This window comes from Shewanella electrodiphila (assembly GCF_023283985.1).
Taxonomy (GTDB): Bacteria; Pseudomonadota; Gammaproteobacteria; order Enterobacterales; family Shewanellaceae; genus Shewanella; species Shewanella electrodiphila.
Genome location: NZ_JAKIKU010000009.1, coordinates 36,743 through 57,966, shown reverse-complemented (window position 1 = coordinate 57,966; position 21,224 = coordinate 36,743). Strand labels below are relative to the sequence as shown.

The window sequence follows — 21,224 nt, the reverse complement described above, 5'->3', positions numbered from 1 at the left end:
ATAACACGTCAAATCATATCGTTGTTAACTCGTAAATAAAATCATCAGGTTTATCAAGATTCATATGAATTGAGCAAATATACCCTATAGGCGTTTTTAGTTTTATACAAATATTACAATTTTGTCCATAACTAATCTTTTTAATTTTATTTGATTGGGGTTTAGTCACAAAAGCACGGGATACACTATTTACCAAAGTTAATGGTATGGTTGTAGGATTTGATAAACCATAACGTATGTAAATGTTATCTTTATCAAAAGACACGGTTCTAAAAGATACAGCTTTATATTCTGCTATGTAAAACATTATGATTGAAATGATGCTCAAACCAAAAACAAACATTAATGTAAAGCCAAATGTGTCATGAAGAACGTATAGGGTAAATGGAGATAAAATGATTAGCAAAAAAATATTTTTAATTATCATTTTTTTTGCAACTGCTTTAGAAAAATGTGAATATTTATTCTTTATTAACTCATAATGATAATAATCTGACGTATTCAGATACATCAGAACTCGTAGCTGTATTTGGATAAAATTTGAAAAACAACCATTTAATCCTGAACTCGTAACTATTTTTTGAATTGTTTCATCAACACCAACAAAATCCATATATATTAACCGCCTATACAAAACAAGGACAATTATAAAATCAGTTACCACATACAGTACTAAAGCGAATTCTAGTAAAAAAAATCCAAAATCAGATTTAATATCAACTAACGAAATTGTAAAACAAAACAACAGAAAAAAGTTAGCCAACGACATTATTTTATTCATTTAACTACCCATACATTACTTTATTTGCACTTGACAGTTGTATAGTAATTTACACGAAGATTATTGCAGTAGTGTGAATTTGTCTTTCGGTCATGTAACTAATTAGTTCTCGCCAGAATTGAGTGAGCTTTAATTAAAAGTTATAAATTAATCAGACTAATCGCTTTAATGAACTTATGTGGTTCATTTACACCAAGATAAATGGCATCAATACCGTTGACAGGATGTGTGAGTAAAATACGGACATTAGGTACACCACTGAAATTGTAACGCTTAATATGTTCACTTCGAGCAATCACATCGTGATTGATATGAATTGAGGTGATGTTAGACAGACTAATCGTAAATTGGTTAAACACCCCATAGCGCACATATAATGTTTGTTGGTCAATGCTGATAGGACGACGTGACATCGCGCGATACTCTGCAATGAAAAAAGCCAAACTAAAACAGGTTAAACCTGTAATGATGTTTGCAGCAAAAGGTGACCATATAAAATGAATAAGTAAATGCATTAAGGGGATTTCAAAAGCAATCATTAACATAAAACCAAGTGAATTCGATTGATTAGCATCCTTATGGTGATAATAAAAATGTTGCTCCCCTTTATAGCTACTTGGTTTAATAAAACGACTGCAAAAAACAAAACTCCATACTCGCGTTTCAAGCATTAGCACACTGGCCAGTATGCCATTGCCTACGAGGTTTATAATTGAATTATCAATAGCTATATCAGGATCTTCACCGCTTTTTACGGCTTGCCTAATAGCAAGTATTACGCACAAAATAGCACTTAACTCTATGATAAAAAATCCCGTAATTAGTACATAGCGTAAATCTGTTAAGTGTAGCCATAAGACTTGATTTTCAGCTGGAATAACATAACTACCGAGAGCGACAAACAGCGCAAAGTAACTTAATGACTTGAGCAAGGCTAACTTGTTGGATTTTACACACACAAAACAAATTAATGGCATTGTCACCATCATATCAATCAGTAAAAGCCATTCACTTTTTACTCTGCCAAAATCGTTCAGCCACATATCATGGGTATAAAAATACCACCAAGCTATCGACATGAAAACGAAGCAAACAAAAGGAAGCTTTAGTATTAACTTGTGCTTTGTCATGGTGGATATATTCCTTTATAAACACATTATTTAGTATTGTTACCATTAGTCATTAATAGCTGAATTAATTACTCTCGCCTTAGATAAATAAAACAATCCGTGGCTTGTTTAACATCATCAACCAGATAATCTTTAGTATGTTTTTCAACAAGCTCAAAACCTTGCGCTTGGCATAGTTTAATCACATCTTCAGATTGAAAATAGTGTATATGCACGCGGTCACCCACTGCTGATTCTTGGGTGACGGAATTCTGATAATCATCTTCCATAAAGCTAATAAACAATAAACTGTTGGCAGCTAATACATTAGCTAAATCAGTAATAAATTGTGTTAACTCGAATTGCTCTAAATAAGGGATACAAAACGCACATATAGCAATATTAAATGTATCAGCTGAAGATTGAGGGCATAAATCATTCAAGTCACGCATATCTCTAACATGATAATGACATTGCGGATTGTTTTGCTTAGCAAGTTTAATCATCGCTGGTGCAAGGTCAAAACCGGCAATATCAATATTCAGTTTTTCATTATCTGTGGAGCGCCAGTTCAATAAGTATTGGCTAACATTACCAGGGCCGCAACCAACCTCTAGTATGGTTGATCTATGCAATGTTTGCTTTTCAAAGATTAGTCCACATAACTTATCTAAACTGTCGCTATATAAATCACAGTCCATGTATTTATCTTGATATTTTTGGGCCATTTTATTAAAAGTTGAGACAGTCTCATTGACCTTATCCATACAATTATTCAGTCCATTTAGTCAGCTTACAGAAACAAAAATATTCAATTCACAGTGGGTAAAAGATTAACCAATATTACAATTTTTGGATATAAAAAAACCACCCTTAGGTGGTTTTTACAATCATTGCGTATCTAGAACTAAACTAGTGCTAGTGCTAGTGCAATAATTAAAGTGCGCTAATCGCGTCTTTACATAACTGAGTAATACGATCCCAGTCACCCTGCTCCATTGCATCAGTTGGCGCAATCCAGCTTCCACCAATACAATCAACGTTTGGCAGGGCCAAGTAACTTTTGTAACTCGATGGCGTAATACCACCCGTTGGACAAAAACGAATATTAGCTAAAGGACCCGAGAAAGCTTTAAGCGCATTCACGCCGCCAGACGCTTCTGCAGGGAAGAATTTAAAGTGGGTATAACCCAGCTCCATTCCAACCATTACTTCAGAAATACTCGCAACGCCAGGAATTAAAGGCACATTACCTTTTTTCGCAGCTTCAAGTAATCCTTTTGTAGCACCAGGGGTAATGATAAATTGTGAACCTGCATCAATGGCTTGCTGAAGATGAAGTTCATTTAAAATTGTACCTGCACCCACAATCGCTTCTGGTACTTCTTTAGCAATTAATTCAATTGCTTCTAAAGCACACTCTGTGCGTAAGGTAATCTCTAAAACACTTATGCCACCCGCAACCAATGCTTTCGCTAACGGTACAGCATGCTCAATTTTATTGATAACCATTACAGGAACAATCGGACTGCGTTTAAAAATATCTTGCGGCTGTATTGTCCAGTTATTCTCAAGCATTCGTTAATCTTCCTTAAAATTAGTAAATTTCGTCAATGGCACTGGTACTGCGAGCGCCTGTTTCAGGACTGCTTAAACTATTTCGAAGTGCACCAAATAGTTCGCGTCCCATGCCATAACTTGAATGATGTAAATCCACTTTACCGGCAACACGTGCAGCTAAGGTTGCTTCATCCACAAGTAAACTTAATTCGCCAGTTTCGGCATTAACACGGATTAAATCGCCATCTTCTACTTTGGCAATCATTCCACCATCTAACGCTTCTGGCGTTAAATGAATTGCAGCAGGTACTTTACCCGACGCACCAGACATACGTCCGTCGGTGACTAATGCAACTTTAAATCCTTTGTCTTGGAGCGTGCCAAGGTACGGCGTGAGTTTGTGTAATTCAGGCATACCATTAGCTTTAGGTCCTTGTCCTTTTACAACAACGACACAATCTCTGTCTAATTCACCCGCTTGGAAAATGGCATCAAGTTTGTTTTGATCGTCAATAACAACGGCAGGACCTTCAACAATACGGTTACCGTTAGGTACTGCAGAGACTTTAATCACTGCACGGCCTAAATTACCTTTAACCAATTTTAAACCACCATTATTTTGGAATGGTGTAGCAACATTGGTTAAAACTTCTTTGTCTAGACTTTCAATCGGTCCATCTACCCAGGTTAGCTTGCCATCAAGAATACGTGGTTCTTGAGTGTATTTACGTAGTCCGAAACCTGCGACGGTATTAACATCTTCGTGAATAAGGCCAGCATCCAGTAATTCTTTAACTAAAAATGCCATTCCGCCTGCAGCGTGGAAATGGTTAATATCTGCATGACCATTCGGATACACTTTCGCCATTAATGGCACACAGTCTGATAAATCAGAAAAGTCATCCCAGTTAACAATAATGCCAGCTGCACGAGCGGCGGCAACAATATGCATTGTTAGGTTAGTTGACCCACCTGTTGCAAGAATACCGACAATACCGTTAACCACTGATTTCTCATTAACGACTTCGCCAATTGGTGTGTATTGGGTGCCCATTTCGGTTAAACGACACACTTGCTTGGCAGCCATAGCGGTTAATTCATCACGTAATGGATCGTCTGGATTCACAAAAGATGACCCAGGAAGCTGCAGCCCCATGATTTCAAGCATTAACTGGTTTGAGTTTGCAGTACCGTAGAAAGTACATGTCCCCGCACTATGGTAAGAGCTTGATTCAGCTTCAAGCAATGCAGCGCGATCAACTTTACCTTGGGCAAATTGCTGACGTACTCGTGCTTTTTCTTTATTTGGAATACCCGACTTCATTGGCCCTGCTGGGACAAACATCATAGGCAAATGACCAAAGCTCAGTGCGCCAATCAATAAACCAGGTACGATTTTGTCACAAATACCCAGCAGTAATGCACCGTCGAACATATTGTGAGAAAGACCCACTGCAGTTGACATAGCAATGACTTCACGGCTAAGTAAGCTGAGTTCCATGCCAGGCTGACCTTGAGTCACACCATCACACATTGCAGGAACACCTGCTGCAACTTGTGCAACACTACCGACTTCCTGACACGCTTTCTTTAAAAATTCTGGATAAGTCTCATATGGTTGATGTGCAGAAAGCATGTCATTAAACGCAGTAACAATACCAATATTGGCTTTTGTTAATTGACGCAATGACTCTTTATCTGCAGGCTGACAAGCAGCAAAACCATGAGCTAAATTACCGCAGCTTAATGCACTGCGATGAACACCTTTGGCACTGGCATCATTTAATGCCGCTAAATATTTTTTACGAGAATCTTTGCTGCGTTCGATAATTCTATCGGTTACAGCTTGAACTACTGAGTGCATAATGGACTCCTTTAAGCGCTATAGAACACATCAACGGGCGTCTTGCGCTGCGCTAATACTGCTCTAATAGGCATTTCGTTCACATCGTCATTTTCTAACGCTTGGCGATATACGGATAATTTTGACTCACCTACAAGGTGAAGATAGATTTGACGGCTGTTTAAGATTGCACCTTTAGATAAAGTAATACGTGCATGTGGCGCTGTCGTTGGATTAACCGCTGCACACAAAGACTCGGTGGTAAACGCATTATCTAATTCAGCGCTGCACGGGAACCAAGAACAGGTGTGTCCATCTGTTCCCATACCTAAAACAACGACATCAAAAGGTTTAGGGAAATTAGCTAATGACTCAATGGTCATATCACAGCCTTTCTCTGGGCTATCAAACATGTTTTTTAAACCGCGAAATTTTGCATTTGCAGCACGATTTTGTAATAAATGTTCACGGACTAAACGCTCATTTGAGTCATTGGCTTCAGCATCAACCCAACGTTCGTCAGCCAATGTAATGTATACATCAGCCCAATCAATAGTTTTATTACTGAGTAATTTGAATAATTTCAATGGTGTTGAGCCACCAGAAACAACTAAGCTAGCTTTACCTCGGCTATCAACTGCGTCTTGTAATTGGCTAGCAATTTTATCAGCAAGCTTTGCTTCTAAATCGCTAGGTGTTTCAAATGATTTAAATACAGATTCTTTTATCATCATCAATCCTTACTCGTCCCAAGAACGGCCGTCTTTAGTAATAAGAGCAACTGAAGCAACTGGGCCCCAAGTGCCTGCAGGGTAAGGCTTTGGCTTTTCGCCGCCGTTTTCCCAAGAGCTCATGATGCCGTCAACCCAAGTCCATGCTTCTTCAACTTCATCACGACGAACGAATAAGGCTTGGTTACCAATCATGGCTTCTAATAACAAACGTTCATAAGCATCAGCAATGCGTTCGTTTTTGAAAGTATCGGTGAAACTTAAATCAAGCTTGGTAGTTTGAATGCGCTGTTTCTCTTCCAAACCAGGCACTTTATTCATCATTTGAATTTCAACGCCTTCATGAGGCTGTAGACGAATCGTTAATTTATTTGGAGGTAAATTACGCATGCTGTCGCGATACAAGTTCAACGGTGGATTTTTAAAGTAAACCACAATTTCAGAACTCTTAAATGGCATACGCTTACCACTACGTAAGTAGAAAGGTACGCCTGCCCAACGCCAGTTATCAATATCAACACGCAGTGCTACAAAAGTTTCAGTGCTTGATTTAACGTTTGCACCTTCTTCTTCAAGGTAACCAGGTACTGGGCTGCCTTTTAAGAAACCAGCGGTGTATTGACCGCGCACAGTATTCTCAAAAACGTTATATGGTGTGATTGGACGCAATGATTTAAGGACTTTTACCTTTTCATCACGAATGCTGTCAGCATCAAGATTGACTGGAGGATCCATTGCAACAAGGGTTAACACTTGTAATAAATGGTTTTGGATCATGTCACGCATTTGACCTGCAGTATCAAAATAACCCCAACGGCCTTCAATACCCACTTCTTCAGCGACAGTAATTTGCACATGATCAATGGTTCGATTATCCCACTTCGATGCAAATAAAGAATTTGCAAAACGAAGTGCTATCAGATTTTGTACTGTTTCTTTACCTAAGTAATGGTCAATACGGTAAACCTGATTTTCATTGAAATACTCAGATACTTTATTATTGATAACTTTTGAAGACTCAAGACAAGTACCAATTGGCTTTTCAAGCACGATACGCGTATCAGAGTGAATAAGGTTTTGTTCATTAAGACAACGACAGATATCGCCGAAGATAGAAGGAGGTGTTGCAAAATAACTTACCATGACGCGCTTAGTAGGCTCTAATAAGTCATGGAATGCTTTATAGCCTTCAGCTTCTGTAAAGTTAGTGCCGATGTAATGGCAACGAGCAATAAATCTTTCTAGGGTTTCTTCACACAATTCGTCTTTAACAAATGTGTTTAACGCTTTATGTACTAAGGCGACAAACTCTTCATGAGTGAAGGCATCTTTAGCGACACCAATCACTTTCGTATCTTTATCTAGCAGGTTTGCTTTATCTAATTGATAAAGTGAAGGCAGTAATTTACGTCTCGCGAGATCGCCCTTCGTACCAAAAAGTACAAAATCGCAAGCCTTAGCCCCTGATGATGAGTTACTCATTGCTTTACATACTCCTTTATATTGTGTGCTCATTGGCTATTATTTTGTGCTGCCGATGATTTAAAACACACTTTTGTTGTAATATAACAACAGAATTAGATTTGTGCATCAATATTTTGAAAATATTCGTTTGTCTTGTATCTAGCCTTTTTAACATAAAACCTGATAGTATTTTGGTGATTAAATTACTCTACTATCTCTTTATAGTTACAGAATAACTCAGTAAACTGACTACATAACGTTTATAGAAGTACGAAAATTACTTCATTTACTATTAAAATGTAATTTATGATATAAAATTACATCATCCATTTTAGCGGACAATTGCTTATGAATACCCTTGAAAAGGTGCAAAAGAGCCTTACACAATTTAGTAAGTCAGAGCGTAAAGTGGCAGAAGTTATCTTATCTTCTCCACAAACAGCTATCCACTCTAGTATAGCTACGCTTGCGAAAATGGCTGACGTCAGTGAGCCAACGGTGAATCGCTTTTGTCGCCGTCTAGATACTAAAGGCTTTCCTGATTTTAAATTACATCTAGCGCAAAGTCTTGCTAACGGCACGCCTTATGTTAGCCGTCATGTCGAAGAAGATGATTCTCCAGAATCATATACAACAAAAATCTTCGAATCTTCAATGGCATCCCTTGATACAGCACGTCAAAGCCTAGATGTAGTAGCAGTTAATAAAGCAGTCGATATCCTGACTCAAGCTAAAACCATCTCATTTTTCGGCCTAGGTGCTTCATCTTCTGTTGCTCACGATGCGCAAAATAAATTCTTCCGCTTTAATGTTCCAGTTATATGCTTTGATGATGTACTGATGCAACGAATGAGCTGCATTGGCTGTGATGAAGGTGATGTGGTTGTACTAATTTCACATACTGGACGTACCAAATCATTAATTGAAATAGCCCGTATTGCACGTGAGAACGGCGCTGCCGTGATTGGTATTACTGCACGTAATTCCCCTCTTTCACACGAATGTACTCTACCAGTGACGATGGAAGTGCCAGAAGATACAGATATGTATTTGCCTATGGCATCTCGTTTAGCACAGCTCGTCACAATTGATGTTCTGGCAACCGGGTTTACCCTTCGCAGAGGCCCACGTTTTCGAGATAATTTGAAGCGTGTTAAGGAAGTTTTAAAAGAATCACGGGTTAATAAAGATCTTACTATTTAAATATTTCCTTTAAATGACAAGACTGAAAAGCCGAACAGTATTAACTGTTCGGCCTTTTTTTTGTCTAAAGATCGATTATGTCACAAAAATAAAACACAAAAACCGTTCTTTTTGTTTGTAACTTTCCTACATAATGCCAAAATCTCTGTTAATATAGTTTCATTATATGTACCGAATTCTTTTTCTTTAAATTAACGGAGTATCTTATGTTCCGCAGAACTAAAATCGTTACTACACTTGGCCCTGCAACTGATCGTGATGACAATTTACGTAAAATCATCGCAGCGGGTGCGAATGTGGTGCGTCTTAACTTCTCACATGGTTCACCAGAAGATCATCTTAAACGTGCTACTGACGCTCGTAACATCGCTAAAGAGTTAGGTGTTCATGTCGCAGTATTAGGTGACTTACAAGGCCCTAAAATTCGTGTTTCTACTTTCAAAGATAACAAAAAAATTCAACTGAATTTAGGTGATATCTTTGTTTTAGATGCGGCATTAGGCAAAGGCGAAGGTGACGAAAAGCAAGTTGGTATTGATTACAAAGAGTTACCAAGCGACGTTGTTATCGGTGACATCTTAATGCTTGATGATGGTCGTGTTCAACTTCGTGTTGATTCAGTAGACGGTCAAAAAGTTTTCACTACTGTTACTGTTGCTGGTCCTCTATCAAACAATAAAGGTATCAATAAGCAAGGTGGCGGTTTAACTGCACCAGCATTAACTGAAAAAGATAAAGCTGACATTTTAACAGCTGCTCAAATTCAAGTTGATTACCTTGCCGTTTCATTTCCACGTACAGGTGCAGATTTAGACTTAGCTCGTAAACTTGCTGAAGAAGCTGGTAGCTATGCATTAATCGTATCAAAAGTGGAACGTGCTGAAGCTGTTGGTACTGACGAAGCAATGGACGATGTTATTAAAGCATCTGATGCTGTAATGGTTGCTCGTGGTGACTTAGGTGTTGAAATTGGCGATGCTGCATTAGTGGCTGTTCAAAAGAAACTCATTAAGCGCTCACGTCAACTTAATAAAGTTGTTATTACAGCGACGCAAATGATGGAATCAATGATTTCAAGTCCTATGCCAACACGTGCAGAAGTAATGGATGTAGCTAACGCTGTATTAGATGGCACAGATGCGGTAATGCTTTCAGCTGAAACTGCTGCCGGTGACTTCCCAGAAGAAACTGTGTTAGCAATGAGCAACGTTTGTAAAGGTGCAGAACAACATCCTTCAGTGATGTCTTCTAAACATAGATTGGATCAAAAGTTCAATTCTATTGAAGAAACTATCGCCCTTTCTACTATGTATGCAGCTAACCACCTTGAAGGTGTTAAAGCGATTATCAGTTTGACTGAATCTGGTGAGACAACTAAATTAATGTCTCGTATCAGTTCATCATTACCTATTTTTGCGCTGTCACGTCATCAAAAGACGTTAGCAAAGCTTGCATTATTCCGTGGTGTGATGCCAGTTCAGTTTGACTCTACAGCAGTCGCAGCAGATGCATTAGCTTCTGAAGCACTAAAAGCTGTCGCTAAAGCTGGTTACCTTAAATCAGGTGACATGGTCTTAATGACTAAAGGTGATGCGATGGAAACAGTTGGCGGCACAAACACTTGTAAAGTGTTAGTCGTAGCTTAGTTGATTTTGTAACTACATTTACATCAAGCTCAATGGTAATTAACTCGCTATTTAGCTTCATAAAAAAACCACCTCAATGAGGTGGTTTTTTATTACGTGTGTTTTAATCTTTCAAATAACATTAATTATAGAGATTCAAAATCATTCACATTAATCGCAGCTAAACGTTTTGTATCAGCATCAACCAATTGGTCGTACTCTTGCTGATCAATAACATTGTTTTCTAACGCTTCACTGAAACTAGCTAGAGCTGGAAGTTTTGGCGTGAGTTCACCTGCCTTCTGTGCTTTTCTCAAGCGAGCATATAAATGCTTACACTCAATCTTTGCAAGAAAAGCTTGTTCAACTTCAGCAATACCACTCTTATCCCCTTCAAAATCAGCACATAAGAAAGTAATACGATCCCTTGCTGGTGATGGTTGTAAGAAGTTGTCTGCTAATGTCGTCGCTTGTTTATCTGATGGCGCATTAAAATGATTGCCTAATGGGAATATAATCACTTTCAATAATATGCCGACAAGCTTACTTGGGAAGTTACGTGTTGCTTCATGAAGCGCTTTAGCCGCAAGATGTAAACGTTCTGTCATTACATAATGCACAATCGGCAAATCGTCTTGTTGACGGCCGTTGTCTTCAAATTGCTTTAAAGTGGCAGATGCTAAATAAAGTTGGCTAAGTACATCACCCATACGCGCAGAAATCATTTCTTTACGCTTTAAGTCACCGCCCATTATTAGCATAGACAAATCCGTCATGATGGCTAAACCCGATGATAATCGGCTCATGTCTTTGTAATACTGCTGGGTGGTACCACTCACTGGCGATGAATTAGTTTTACTGGCTGTTAATGCATTAAAGAACGCCATAGCACCATTACGTGCTGCGTAGCCCATATGACCCATCAACAAAGCATCAAAACGGTTAATTGCTGCTTTTTGATCTTCCATCGCTGCCGTTTCCATTTCAGCAAGGACATAAGGATGACAACGTGTTGCTCCTTGACCAAAAATCATCAGAGAACGAGTGAGGATGTTTGCGCCTTCAACCGTTATCGAAATTGGGCTAGACATGTATGCATGACCTAAGTAGTTTTTAGCGCCAAGCTGAATGCCCTTACCTGATTGAATATCCATTGCATCTTCAACCACATCTCGACCCAGTTCAGTCATATGGTATTTGGCAATAGCCGTTACTACTGACGGTTTAACCTTGAGGTCAATACCTGTTGTCGTTAAACAACGCGCGGCTTCAAGTTGATAAGTATTAGCAATGATACGGGCTAAAGCTTCTTGTACACCTTCAAACTTACCAATAGGCATACCAAATTGTTGTCTGACATAACTGTAAGCAGTTGTTGTTTTGGTCGCCATTTGCGCTGATGCCGTGGCAAGTGCAGGTAGAGAAATACCGCGACCAGCTGATAAACACTCAACCAACATTCTCCAACCTTTACCGGCAAATTGAGGGCCACCAATAATCCAATCAAGGGGGATAAATACATCTTTACCTGTGGTGGTGCCATTCATAAATGCCATCATAAGTGGGTTATGGCGACGGCCTATTTCAACCCCTTCATGATCGGTAGGAATTAACGCACAAGTAATACCAATGTTTTGTTCATCACCTAATAAACCTTCAGGATCGCGCATTTGAAACGCTAATCCGAGTACGGTCGCAACAGGTGCTAAAGTGATATAGCGTTTATCCCAAGTTAAACTTAAACCTAGGGTATCTTCACCATTAAACTCACGACGACAAACAATACCAACATCTGGAATAGCACCAGCATCTGAACCTGCTTCAGGGCCAGTTAACGCAAAACACGGTAATTCTTCACCAACCGCTAATGCCGGTAACCAACGCTCTTTTTGCTCTTGAGTACCATAGTGAGTCAATAATTCACCAGGACCTAGTGAATTAGGTACCATAACTGTCACAGCAGCACTGATACTTCTGGTTGCAATTTTACTTACAATAGTTGAATTCGCATAAGCAGAGAACTCACGACCACCAAACTTTTTAGGGATAATTAAGGCGAAAAAACCTTCTTTTTTAAAGTAATCCCATAATTCAGGAGGTAGATCTTTACGATTATGAACAATGTCATAATCGTCAATCATTGTGAGAGCTGTCATCACTTGATTGTTAATAAAGTCTTGTTCTTCAGCAGAGAGTGTTGGTTTGCCGTAGTTATGTAATGTATTCCAGTTAGGGTTACCACGGAATAACTCACCTTCCCACCACACATCGCCAGCTTCCATAGCTTCTTTTTCAGTACTTGAGAGCGGTGGTAACACTTTTTTGAAAAAACTAAAAACAGGACGCGTAATAAAACGCATCCTTAAATTTCGGACACCAAATAGCACAATCAGTGCTATTAAAACTAGTATGAGGACAGTCATGTTAATCCCTTATTCCTTTGCTAAAATGGGTACTGAAACGCCAGCTGCCATATATGGTATGACTTTACGTATAATTGCTTCGGTATCGTTATGTTCACCATAATCTGCTGCAGCAATTTCATTTAATGCATCTGCAGAAGCCATAGTGAAAACAATTGTGCCTAAGGTAAAGTGTAGACGCCAAAACATTTCTGCAGGCGGAATATGCGGCGCACTTGCTGAAACCGCTCTTACGAACGCTTCTAAATATTGTCCATAATGCGTTGTGATAAACCAACGCAAATGACCTTGACTCTCAATATAACCACGACCTAACAACTGTAGAAAAATCGTTGTTCCACCATGACGTACCTGATTGAGTTCCAGCAAGGGCTTAATTAGCGATGAAAATATTTCATTCAAATTAGCAAGCTCTGGATTTTTAAATAACCTTTGTATTTCAGCTGCTGCACTAGGCATAAACACATCTAAGTAGCGTGCTAACACCGCTCGAATGAGTTCTTTCTTTGAACCAAAATGATAGTTAACGGATGCCAAATTGACTTCAGCTTTACTGGTAATTAACCTTAACGATGTTTCTGAAAAACCTCTTTCGGCAAATAATTTTTCAGCGGCATCAAGAATTCTTGTTTTTGTATCTGTTCTGCTTGCCATTCCATGACCCATTTCAATTAAAACACTCGTTTAAATTAAACATTGAGCGCACACTTGTCAATCTAATTTACTGTTAACAGACTAAGTTAATAGCAGGTTTATAGGCATCACAGCGGGTTCTGTTAACTTATATGCAATATAAGCCTTATTTATGTAAACTAACGCCGACAATAAAAATAAGGAAAACGATAAGATGAAACACCCTTTTAAACAGCCGTCCAAAATTGCATTGGTTATTTCAATTGCATTAGGGCTTACTGCCTGCCAACAAGCAGAAGAAGAAATCATCACTTCAACAGCGGAAGTTCAAAATACTGTTATTAAAGCAACATCTACAATTGATAGTGAATCAGCAATTAAGTTTATTAATCAAGCAGAAGCTGAGTTGGCTCAACTGTCTATAGAAGGCGCTCGTACTGAATGGGTATATAGTAACTTTATTACTGAAGATACAGCCGCACTCTCAGCTGCTATTGGTGAGAAAATGACTTCTCGCTCAGTTAGCTTTGCTACCGAAGCCGCCAAATATGCCAATGTAGAACTCGATCCTGTCAATGCCCGTAAGTTACATATTCTACGCAGTAGCCTTGTTTTGCCCGCACCTCTCGATCCAGTAAAGAATGCAGAACTTGCACAAATCAGTTCAGAATTAAACGGCTTATATGGCAAAGGGAAATACTGTTTTGATGATGGACGTTGTCTCACGCAGCCTGAACTTTCAGCGTTAATGGCAGAGTCTCAAGATCCCGCTGTATTATTAGAGGCTTGGCAAGGTTGGCGTGAAATAGCTAAGCCGATGCGCCCTTTGTTTGAACGAGAAGTTGAACTTGCTAATGAAGGCGCTAGAGACTTAGGTTTTGCTGATCTATCTGAATTATGGCGTAGTCAATATGATATGAAACCAGACGACTTTTCAGCAGAACTCGATAGATTATGGGGTGACATTAAGCCTTTATATGATTCTCTACATTGTTACGTACGTGGCGAGTTAAACGAGCAATATGGTGATGACATAGCACCTAAGCAAGGTCCAATTCCTGCTCATCTATTGGGTAACATGTGGGCACAGCAATGGGGAACCATATACAATTCAGTGGCACCTGAAGATGCTGATCCTGGTTATGATGTAACAGCACTACTTGCTGCAAATAATTATGACGAAATTAAAATGGTTGAACAAGCTGAAGGCTTTTTCTCATCTCTTGGTTTCGATGAATTACCAGATACTTTTTGGACACGTTCCCTTTTTGTTCAACCCAAAGATCGTGATGTCGTTTGTCATGCATCGGCTTGGGATTTAGACAACGAAGATGATATTCGTATTAAGATGTGTATTCAAAAAACTGCTGAAGACTTTACTGTTATTCATCATGAGCTTGGCCACAATTATTATCAACGAGCCTATAAAAACCAGCCTCATTTATTTAAAGGCTCTGCCAATGATGGTTTCCATGAAGCTATTGGCGATACCATCGCATTATCAATCACCCCAAGCTACTTAAAACAAATAGGTTTACTTGACGAGGTACCTGATGCTTCTAAAGACATAGGTCTATTATTAAAACAAGCACTCGATAAAATTGCTTTTATGCCATTTGGCTTAATGATTGATCAATGGCGCTGGAAAGTCTTCAATGGCGAAATATCACCTGAACAATACAATCAAGCTTGGTGGGATTTACGTGAAAAATATCAAGGTGTGGCTGCACCGATAGCACGTACAGAAGCAGATTTCGATCCCGGGGCTAAATACCACGTACCAGGTAACGTGCCTTATACACGCTATTTCTTAGCTCATGTACTTCAATTCCAATTTCACAAATCTTTATGTGACATTGCTGGTAATGAAGGCCCTGTCCACCGATGCAGTATTTACGGCAACAAAGAAGCTGGCGATAAGTTAAATCAAATGCTAGAAGCTGGACTCAGTCAGCCTTGGCCTGAAGCACTGAATATTGTTACTGGTACTAAGTCAATGGATGCTAAAGCGGTATTGGATTATTTTGCGCCATTGCAGGTTTGGCTTGATGAGCAGAATAAAACCGAAAATCGTCAATGCGGTTGGTAATCGAGTCAATATAGATACACCTATTGGTTTTGGTAAATAATCAAAACATTAATGAGCACCTAATTAAGGTGCTCTTTTTGTAGCTACAGTAATATTTAGCCTTAAATCAATTCTAGGCACATTAACCTGATGACTGCTAATGTCAGTCTTTCCATATCCTAATCAATTAATATAAATCGAATACAAATACCAACAACATAACCTTTTCCTTCTTCAATCACACAAAATCTTATTTACCCCTTTACTAAACACAACGCCACAATTTAACCAGATCAAAACAAATGAGAAACAGGTGAGCAACCAAAACCTACACACCTTTTAACGACATTAATATGACACCTGTTGTTATTTTGACTTATACGATCTAGATCACATAAATAGCCGTTTATGAGACAAGTCTTTGTGGTAATTTACGTTCGAACACAAAGTGAATGGAGTTACTTGTGCAGCGAATGCGTAGGTGATCCTATTACATCAACAATCCACATTCGGATTTCTGTTGATTTCAATACCGTTAAAAACCCGCCTTCGTTTAAAAATATAATTAATCATTCAATTATTAATTAGCCCTTCTTCATTCTAAGTATTGTTTTCTTGAATTATTCAGGAGCAAGGAGTTTTGTGTGAAAAAAAGTAACTATGTAAAACTAAGAAATGGTCGAGCTAAACGGATCCGTAAAGGTTCGACATTAAATTATGCTAACCACAAAACTAGCATTCACTTTCTCTTCATCACTATGGCAGTGTTGTATTTCGTCATGTAAGTGCAAAGCCGGTTCAATGATGCCTTTTGTGAATAATTCAGCAACAACACATAACATGTAAGCTACTGTTAATTAACTTATTAGTTCCGATCTTAAACATTTTATAACCATCAGCTTTGCTTTATTCAATATCTTTTATGAAATGTCTCACTAGTTCACATTTATGGATAAAACATAGTTATTTTTTTAGATGAAAATGACAAAGTTATTAATGGAATCAATTTCACTAGCACTCAAACCTCAGTACTACTAACTAATATTTGAACGTGAGTGATCGTTAATTAATGACTGTTATTAGTGATTGTCAACAATGGTTGTTGATTACAATTTTTTGCTTAAAAAGATTTAATCATTAGCTTTGATTGAATGCTTCTATTGAGAAGAATATTGACTCCGAATCGGTGTATCTAAGCCGCAATATCCTTTGTTTTACTTAATACAATTTAATGATCTCCAGGAGTTATGGTCGAGTCTACAAGACATCAAACCTAATCCCTCAGCCTTCTAAAACATTAAATCGGTTTCAAAAAATGAAACCTAGGCACAACATGAACAAGAAAAGTTATCAAAAACACAGAAATGAGCGATCACAACGTTTAAATAACGAAAGCAGTGATAAAGCAAACAACACAACCACAATCATTATATTTGTGATTCTTATCGGTGTACTTGGCTATTTACTGATATAACTGCAGCAAAGATAAACAACACGTAAAGCCCTTTCCCACGGGCTTTATTAATCACATATTCCTAACGACATATGCATTATCTAAAGCCGCTGCCTTTGCGATTGGTTTCACTTGCTACTACGCGTTGCTGTTCAGATTTGACTAACATCACAAACAAAGCTCCTGTTCCACCTTGTTCGCGGGTTGCACTGTGAAAAGCTTGTACCTCTTCTAACTGAACTAACCAATGATTAACAGCCGACTTCATCAATCCAGCAAAAGGTTTGCTTTTAAACCCTTTGCCGTGAATAACTAATATATTTCTCTCACCTCGCCCATAGGCTTGTAAAACAGCATCGATTAACAATTCACGTGCTTGAACCAAACGATAAGCATGCAGATCTATTACAGATTTAGTTTTATATTTACCTAAACGTAAATGACGAAACACTTCTTCTTGGACACCATTGATTTTATAGCTAATGATCTCCTCTGGTTCAACCGGTAGTATCAAAGCAGGATCAACAGTAAGTTTATCCAAATACTCGTTTTGTGCTGCCGCAGCTCGTCTTGCTAACTGTGAGTCAGTCGGCAAATGAGTGGATTGATTAAAATGACTATCATTGACCTTAAGTGGCTTAACACCTGCCATTTCTTCCCAAAATAAATCACTGTCTTCTTGCTGCATCATCAACTCCTACACAATTTGTAAAGATTCCACGCTTTTGCTGCGGATTATAATAATTTATAGTGTCATCCATATCTTGAACTGCATACGCATTCATTTAAAACTCATTTTAAGAGCATTATATTTACATGAGCCATATAAAACTTTTGTTTATTTTCGTTTTATCTTTTTTCAGTCACTTTTCAACTGCTGAAACAATGACAGACAACGACTTAATTAATGCTAACTATAAAGTCTTTTCTTCAGGATTTGAAAAATTAGATCTCAACATCATTGATCAAATTTATGCTGACGATGCCGTTTACATTTCAGAAACCTTCGATAAAGAAATTGTGACAGGTAAAGAAAATATCTTATCCTTGTATAAAGTCTTTTTTAAGAAAATCGCCAAAAAATCAGCCCATATCGATGTCGATTTTAGAGTCATCAACCGAGAATTGACCGATGAAAATGCAACCGATGTAGGTTATTACTTAGTGCGTTTCCATCCCCGTAAAGAAACTGGCGAACCAACGAGTGTATTCTCAGGAAAGTTTGTTCTCGTGTCTCGTAAAGTTGGTGAGCAACAATGGCAGTTTATTGTTGATTCAAATACTAAAGTTAAACCTGATTTCTACTTCTCTGCAAAACCAAGTTCAAACTTATACTACGGGCGTCAATTTAATCCGCTAATAGAATCACACGAAGAAACCACGGCTTTACTTGAAAATCATCAAGAGTCTGACGAACACGACCATTAATTTGTTCATGATTAGTCAATAAAATCGAAATTAGAAATGCCTTAACGACGGTGAATCGATAAAGATATTCTGTTACGCTTTAAAAATCTGTACCATTGTCATTTCAATACTAATCAATAAAATGCCAGCAGATCATTAGCCATTAACATGACAATAAACATTCAATCTCCTTGCCCTTGCGGCAGAACACTCACTTACGCCCAGTGTTGCCAGCCATTTCACTTAAAATTTAACACTGCAAATGATGTAGAAACACTCATGCGCTCTCGTTATTGCGCTTTTGTTCTACAGCATCATCAATATTTAATCGACACCCACCACCCTGACTACTTAAACGGCTTAACCGTTGAACTTCTAGCGCAAGGCGCAGATGACACTGAATGGTTAGGATTAGACGTAGAAGAATCGCAACATGATTTGGTCGAAGGCACAGTCGCTTTTAAAGCATGGTATATAAACAATAATGACATAGATGCTATTTACGAGTGTTCACAATTTCAGAAGTTGAATGGCATGTGGTATTACACAGAAGGAGAACAAAGAGCGGCTGAGTTACCCAAACGAAATGATAAGTGCGTTTGCTACAGTGGAAAAAAGTTTGAAGCTTGTTGCATGCGAAAAATTGTCTAACGTTAAAGCTTTAAAGTGAAATCAATGCTTAATGTACCGCTGTATTTTGCTCAAAAATGAACTTTGAAAATTCGTTTTCTCTTATAGCGGGACTGTATAAATACCCTTGTGCATGATGGCAACTACTATCTTCGAGGAATATTTCCTGCTCTTTAGTTTCAACCCCTTCCGCTGTCAATGATATGTTCAAGGCTTTGGCCATTGCGATAATTGCGCTAACTATCTCTCGGCTTTCATGGCTAGTGGTTAAATCTGATATAAATGAACGATCTATTTTTAACTTAGTAATAGGAAATTGCTTTAGATAACGCATAGAGCTATAGCCCGTACCAAAGTCGTCAATGGCTAAGCCTACACCCAAGTCAGCTAATTCTTGACACAAACGAGTGGCATGTCGAATATCACCCATTAATTCTGTTTCTGTTATTTCTAGAATCAAACTCTGTGGTTTTATTCTATAACGAGTGACTAAATTCCAAACTTGCTCGAATAAATTGCCACTGAAGAACTGTCTTGCTGCAACGTTAACATGCATCACTATGTCGACATCTTTACGCTGCCATAAATTAAGCTGTTTACAAGCCGCTTCGAGTACCCAGTCACCGATAGCATTAATCATTCCTGATTGTTCTGCTATTTCAATGAACGCACCAGGATAAAGTATGCCCTTTTTAGGGTGATGCCAGCGTATTAACGCCTCAGCACCAATATATTTATGGTTTTTTAAATCCATTAACGGCTGATAGTAGAGCTCAAATTGCCTACCACGGATAGCAGACATTAAATCTCTTTCTATATCAGCATTATTTTTAAACGTGGCTAATAAATCATCATTGAATATCTGAAAATTCAACATGGCTTTCTTCTTGGCATATTGCAGTGCAATATCAGCACAAGATAAAGGTGAGAATTGTGTTGCAACAGCAGCGACATCCACAACCGCGATGGCCGCTTTAGGATCGACTTTTTCGCGACCGATAACAGAAGGAACAGCTAGCTTTTGATAAAGCTTAAAAACAACTTCTTCAAGAATTTCTGTTGATTCAAGATCAGGTAACAAAACGGCAAACTCATCACTGCCTACACGTGCAACATCAATGGCATTATTACTCAGTGCAAAGTGTTTTAATCTACGTGCAACTTCAGTTAACAGTGCATCACCTTGCTCATGACCACTGGTGTCATTAAAACGTTTGAAGCCCATCAAATCGATTAGAAACAGTATACCGTTTGAAGCTCGGTCAAGTTGCTGGGTGAAATGCAGCCGATTATGCAAGCCTGTTAAAGTACAATTCCAAGCAAGGTTTTCTAATTCGTCTTTATGTCGACGCTGCTCAGAAACATTAATACAAGAAACCAAGGCATAATAATTACCTTGCTCTGTTACAAAGCGGTTGGCTTGATACTGTACCCAGTATTTAGTGTTATCGACTCTCTCCAGCTCTGCTTCACCTTGAATCGTTTCACCAGCAATTAATTTTTCAGAGAGTTCATTGGCAAGTTCGCGTTTACCACGGAAAAAATCTAAAGTAATTAACTCGTTATCTTGAACAATTTCGCGAGCAAGCCCTGTCATCTTTTCATGAGCAGGATTGACGTACTCAATGATCTGAGTTTTCAGATTGATTAACATCAGTACATGCTTAGCTTGTTCTGTCGCACTATGAAACAAAGTTAGTCGTTCATTATTGTCATAGGCATAACGCGTTGCGAGGGTCAGTGCTAATTGATCTGCAAATTGACATGCAAATTCTATGTTTGGTATGGATAATTCAACTTGGTGATCAAACTCAATACAAAGTAGACCTTCGATATGCCCATTTATTCGGATGGCCACATCAAGATTAGATTCAATTCCAGTTTGTTTATAATAGTCAGAAAAACAGCTTAAACGCTTATCAGTTGCTGAAATGCTACTGGCAATATGTCTATAACGGCGGATTTCTTCAAAATATGATTCAGAGGCAAAATTATCATGACGTAATTGCTTAATCGCATCACTAATAGCGACTACAGGGGAAAGGCAGGCAACAACTTTTTGCTCAAGTGCTTTATTTCGTAGAGAAATAACAGACACACAAGTGGCATTAAAATGCTTCAACAGCAATTTACAGACTAATTCAGAGGTTCCGGTGAAGTCCCCCTTTTCTTTAGCCACAGAGTTTACAATTAACTCTAATAAGTGTTGCTCAGTTTGCTTCATTATTATTCCCAAAAAGACAGCATAGCAATCGGGTTGACCTCATTCTTAGGAGGTCTTTATCCATTTAAAA

The 21,224-nt window shown here is 38.4% G+C and carries 17 protein-coding genes; 6 read left to right on the top strand and 11 right to left on the bottom strand.

Annotated features, from left to right (window positions below; translation table 11 throughout):
* Positions 1 to 13: 13 nt before the first annotated feature.
* The 7 genes from L2737_RS15895 to zwf all read right to left on the bottom strand — a co-directional run bounded on the left by L2737_RS15895 (position 14) and on the right by zwf (position 7,506).
* Positions 14 to 781, bottom strand: a complete 768-nt coding sequence (locus tag L2737_RS15895) for a hypothetical protein (protein ID WP_248956355.1) — start codon at positions 779 to 781, stop codon at positions 14 to 16.
* 140 nt (positions 782 to 921) lie between these two features.
* Positions 922 to 1,911: a hypothetical protein gene (locus L2737_RS15890; protein WP_248956354.1), complete on the bottom strand. Its 990-nt coding sequence runs from the start codon at positions 1,909 to 1,911 to the stop codon at positions 922 to 924.
* Positions 1,912 to 1,979: 68 nt separating this feature from the next.
* Positions 1,980 to 2,657, bottom strand: coding sequence for a class I SAM-dependent DNA methyltransferase (locus tag L2737_RS15885; RefSeq protein ID WP_248956353.1), 678 nt, complete (start codon positions 2,655 to 2,657; stop codon positions 1,980 to 1,982).
* Between the two features lie 169 nt (positions 2,658 to 2,826).
* Positions 2,827 to 3,468 carry a bifunctional 4-hydroxy-2-oxoglutarate aldolase/2-dehydro-3-deoxy-phosphogluconate aldolase gene (locus tag L2737_RS15880; protein ID WP_248956352.1) on the bottom strand — a complete coding sequence of 214 codons (642 nt, stop codon included), beginning with the start codon at positions 3,466 to 3,468 and terminating at the stop codon, positions 2,827 to 2,829.
* Between the two features lie 19 nt (positions 3,469 to 3,487).
* Positions 3,488 to 5,314 carry a phosphogluconate dehydratase gene (gene edd / locus L2737_RS15875; RefSeq protein WP_229368591.1) on the bottom strand — a complete coding sequence of 609 codons (1,827 nt, stop codon included), beginning with the start codon at positions 5,312 to 5,314 and terminating at the stop codon, positions 3,488 to 3,490.
* An 11-nt stretch (positions 5,315 to 5,325) separates the two neighbouring features.
* Positions 5,326 to 6,024 carry a 6-phosphogluconolactonase gene (gene pgl, locus L2737_RS15870; RefSeq protein WP_248956351.1) on the bottom strand — a complete coding sequence of 233 codons (699 nt, stop codon included), beginning with the start codon at positions 6,022 to 6,024 and terminating at the stop codon, positions 5,326 to 5,328.
* A 9-nt stretch (positions 6,025 to 6,033) separates the two neighbouring features.
* Positions 6,034 to 7,506 (bottom strand): glucose-6-phosphate dehydrogenase, encoded by a 1,473-nt coding sequence (gene zwf / locus L2737_RS15865; protein WP_248956350.1) that lies wholly within the window; start codon positions 7,504 to 7,506, stop codon positions 6,034 to 6,036.
* 330 nt (positions 7,507 to 7,836) lie between these two features.
* On the opposite strand from zwf, the gene L2737_RS15860 reads away from it, so the two are divergent.
* Entirely contained in the window at positions 7,837 to 8,691 is an 855-nt protein-coding gene (locus tag L2737_RS15860) for a MurR/RpiR family transcriptional regulator (RefSeq protein ID WP_076541003.1), read from the top strand.
* A 206-nt stretch (positions 8,692 to 8,897) separates the two neighbouring features.
* Positions 8,898 to 10,337 (top strand): pyruvate kinase, encoded by a 1,440-nt coding sequence (gene pyk, locus L2737_RS15855; protein ID WP_248956349.1) that lies wholly within the window; start codon positions 8,898 to 8,900, stop codon positions 10,335 to 10,337.
* Between the two features lie 125 nt (positions 10,338 to 10,462).
* Here pyk and L2737_RS15850 read toward each other — a convergent pair whose 3' ends face one another.
* Positions 10,463 to 12,739 carry an acyl-CoA dehydrogenase gene (locus L2737_RS15850; RefSeq protein ID WP_248956348.1) on the bottom strand — a complete coding sequence of 759 codons (2,277 nt, stop codon included), beginning with the start codon at positions 12,737 to 12,739 and terminating at the stop codon, positions 10,463 to 10,465.
* Positions 12,740 to 12,748: 9 nt separating this feature from the next.
* Positions 12,749 to 13,393, bottom strand: coding sequence for a TetR family transcriptional repressor PsrA (gene psrA / locus L2737_RS15845; protein WP_248956347.1), 645 nt, complete (start codon positions 13,391 to 13,393; stop codon positions 12,749 to 12,751).
* 193 nt (positions 13,394 to 13,586) lie between these two features.
* On the opposite strand from psrA, the gene L2737_RS15840 reads away from it, so the two are divergent.
* Together L2737_RS15840 and L2737_RS15835 are read left to right on the top strand one after the other, a co-directional pair.
* Entirely contained in the window at positions 13,587 to 15,461 is a 1,875-nt protein-coding gene (locus tag L2737_RS15840) for a M2 family metallopeptidase (RefSeq protein WP_248956346.1), read from the top strand.
* A gap of 623 nt (positions 15,462 to 16,084) precedes the next feature.
* A complete protein-coding gene (locus L2737_RS15835; RefSeq protein WP_157936199.1) occupies positions 16,085 to 16,225 on the top strand; it encodes a hypothetical protein in 141 nt (46 codons plus the stop codon).
* Between the two features lie 765 nt (positions 16,226 to 16,990).
* Here L2737_RS15835 and smrA read toward each other — a convergent pair.
* Positions 16,991 to 17,584 (bottom strand): DNA endonuclease SmrA, encoded by a 594-nt coding sequence (gene smrA, locus L2737_RS15830; RefSeq protein WP_248956345.1) that lies wholly within the window; start codon positions 17,582 to 17,584, stop codon positions 16,991 to 16,993.
* 125 nt (positions 17,585 to 17,709) lie between these two features.
* Here smrA and L2737_RS15825 point away from each other — a divergent pair, with 125 nt between their 5' ends.
* Together L2737_RS15825 and L2737_RS15820 are read left to right on the top strand one after the other, a co-directional pair.
* Positions 17,710 to 18,321: a YybH family protein gene (locus L2737_RS15825; RefSeq protein ID WP_248956344.1), complete on the top strand. Its 612-nt coding sequence runs from the start codon at positions 17,710 to 17,712 to the stop codon at positions 18,319 to 18,321.
* Positions 18,322 to 18,468: 147 nt separating this feature from the next.
* Positions 18,469 to 18,951: a YchJ family protein gene (locus L2737_RS15820; RefSeq protein WP_248956342.1), complete on the top strand. Its 483-nt coding sequence runs from the start codon at positions 18,469 to 18,471 to the stop codon at positions 18,949 to 18,951.
* A gap of 28 nt (positions 18,952 to 18,979) precedes the next feature.
* Here L2737_RS15820 and L2737_RS15815 read toward each other — a convergent pair whose 3' ends face one another.
* Positions 18,980 to 21,157, bottom strand: coding sequence for a sensor domain-containing phosphodiesterase (locus tag L2737_RS15815; protein ID WP_248956441.1), 2,178 nt, complete (start codon positions 21,155 to 21,157; stop codon positions 18,980 to 18,982).
* Positions 21,158 to 21,224: the final 67 nt, after the last annotated feature.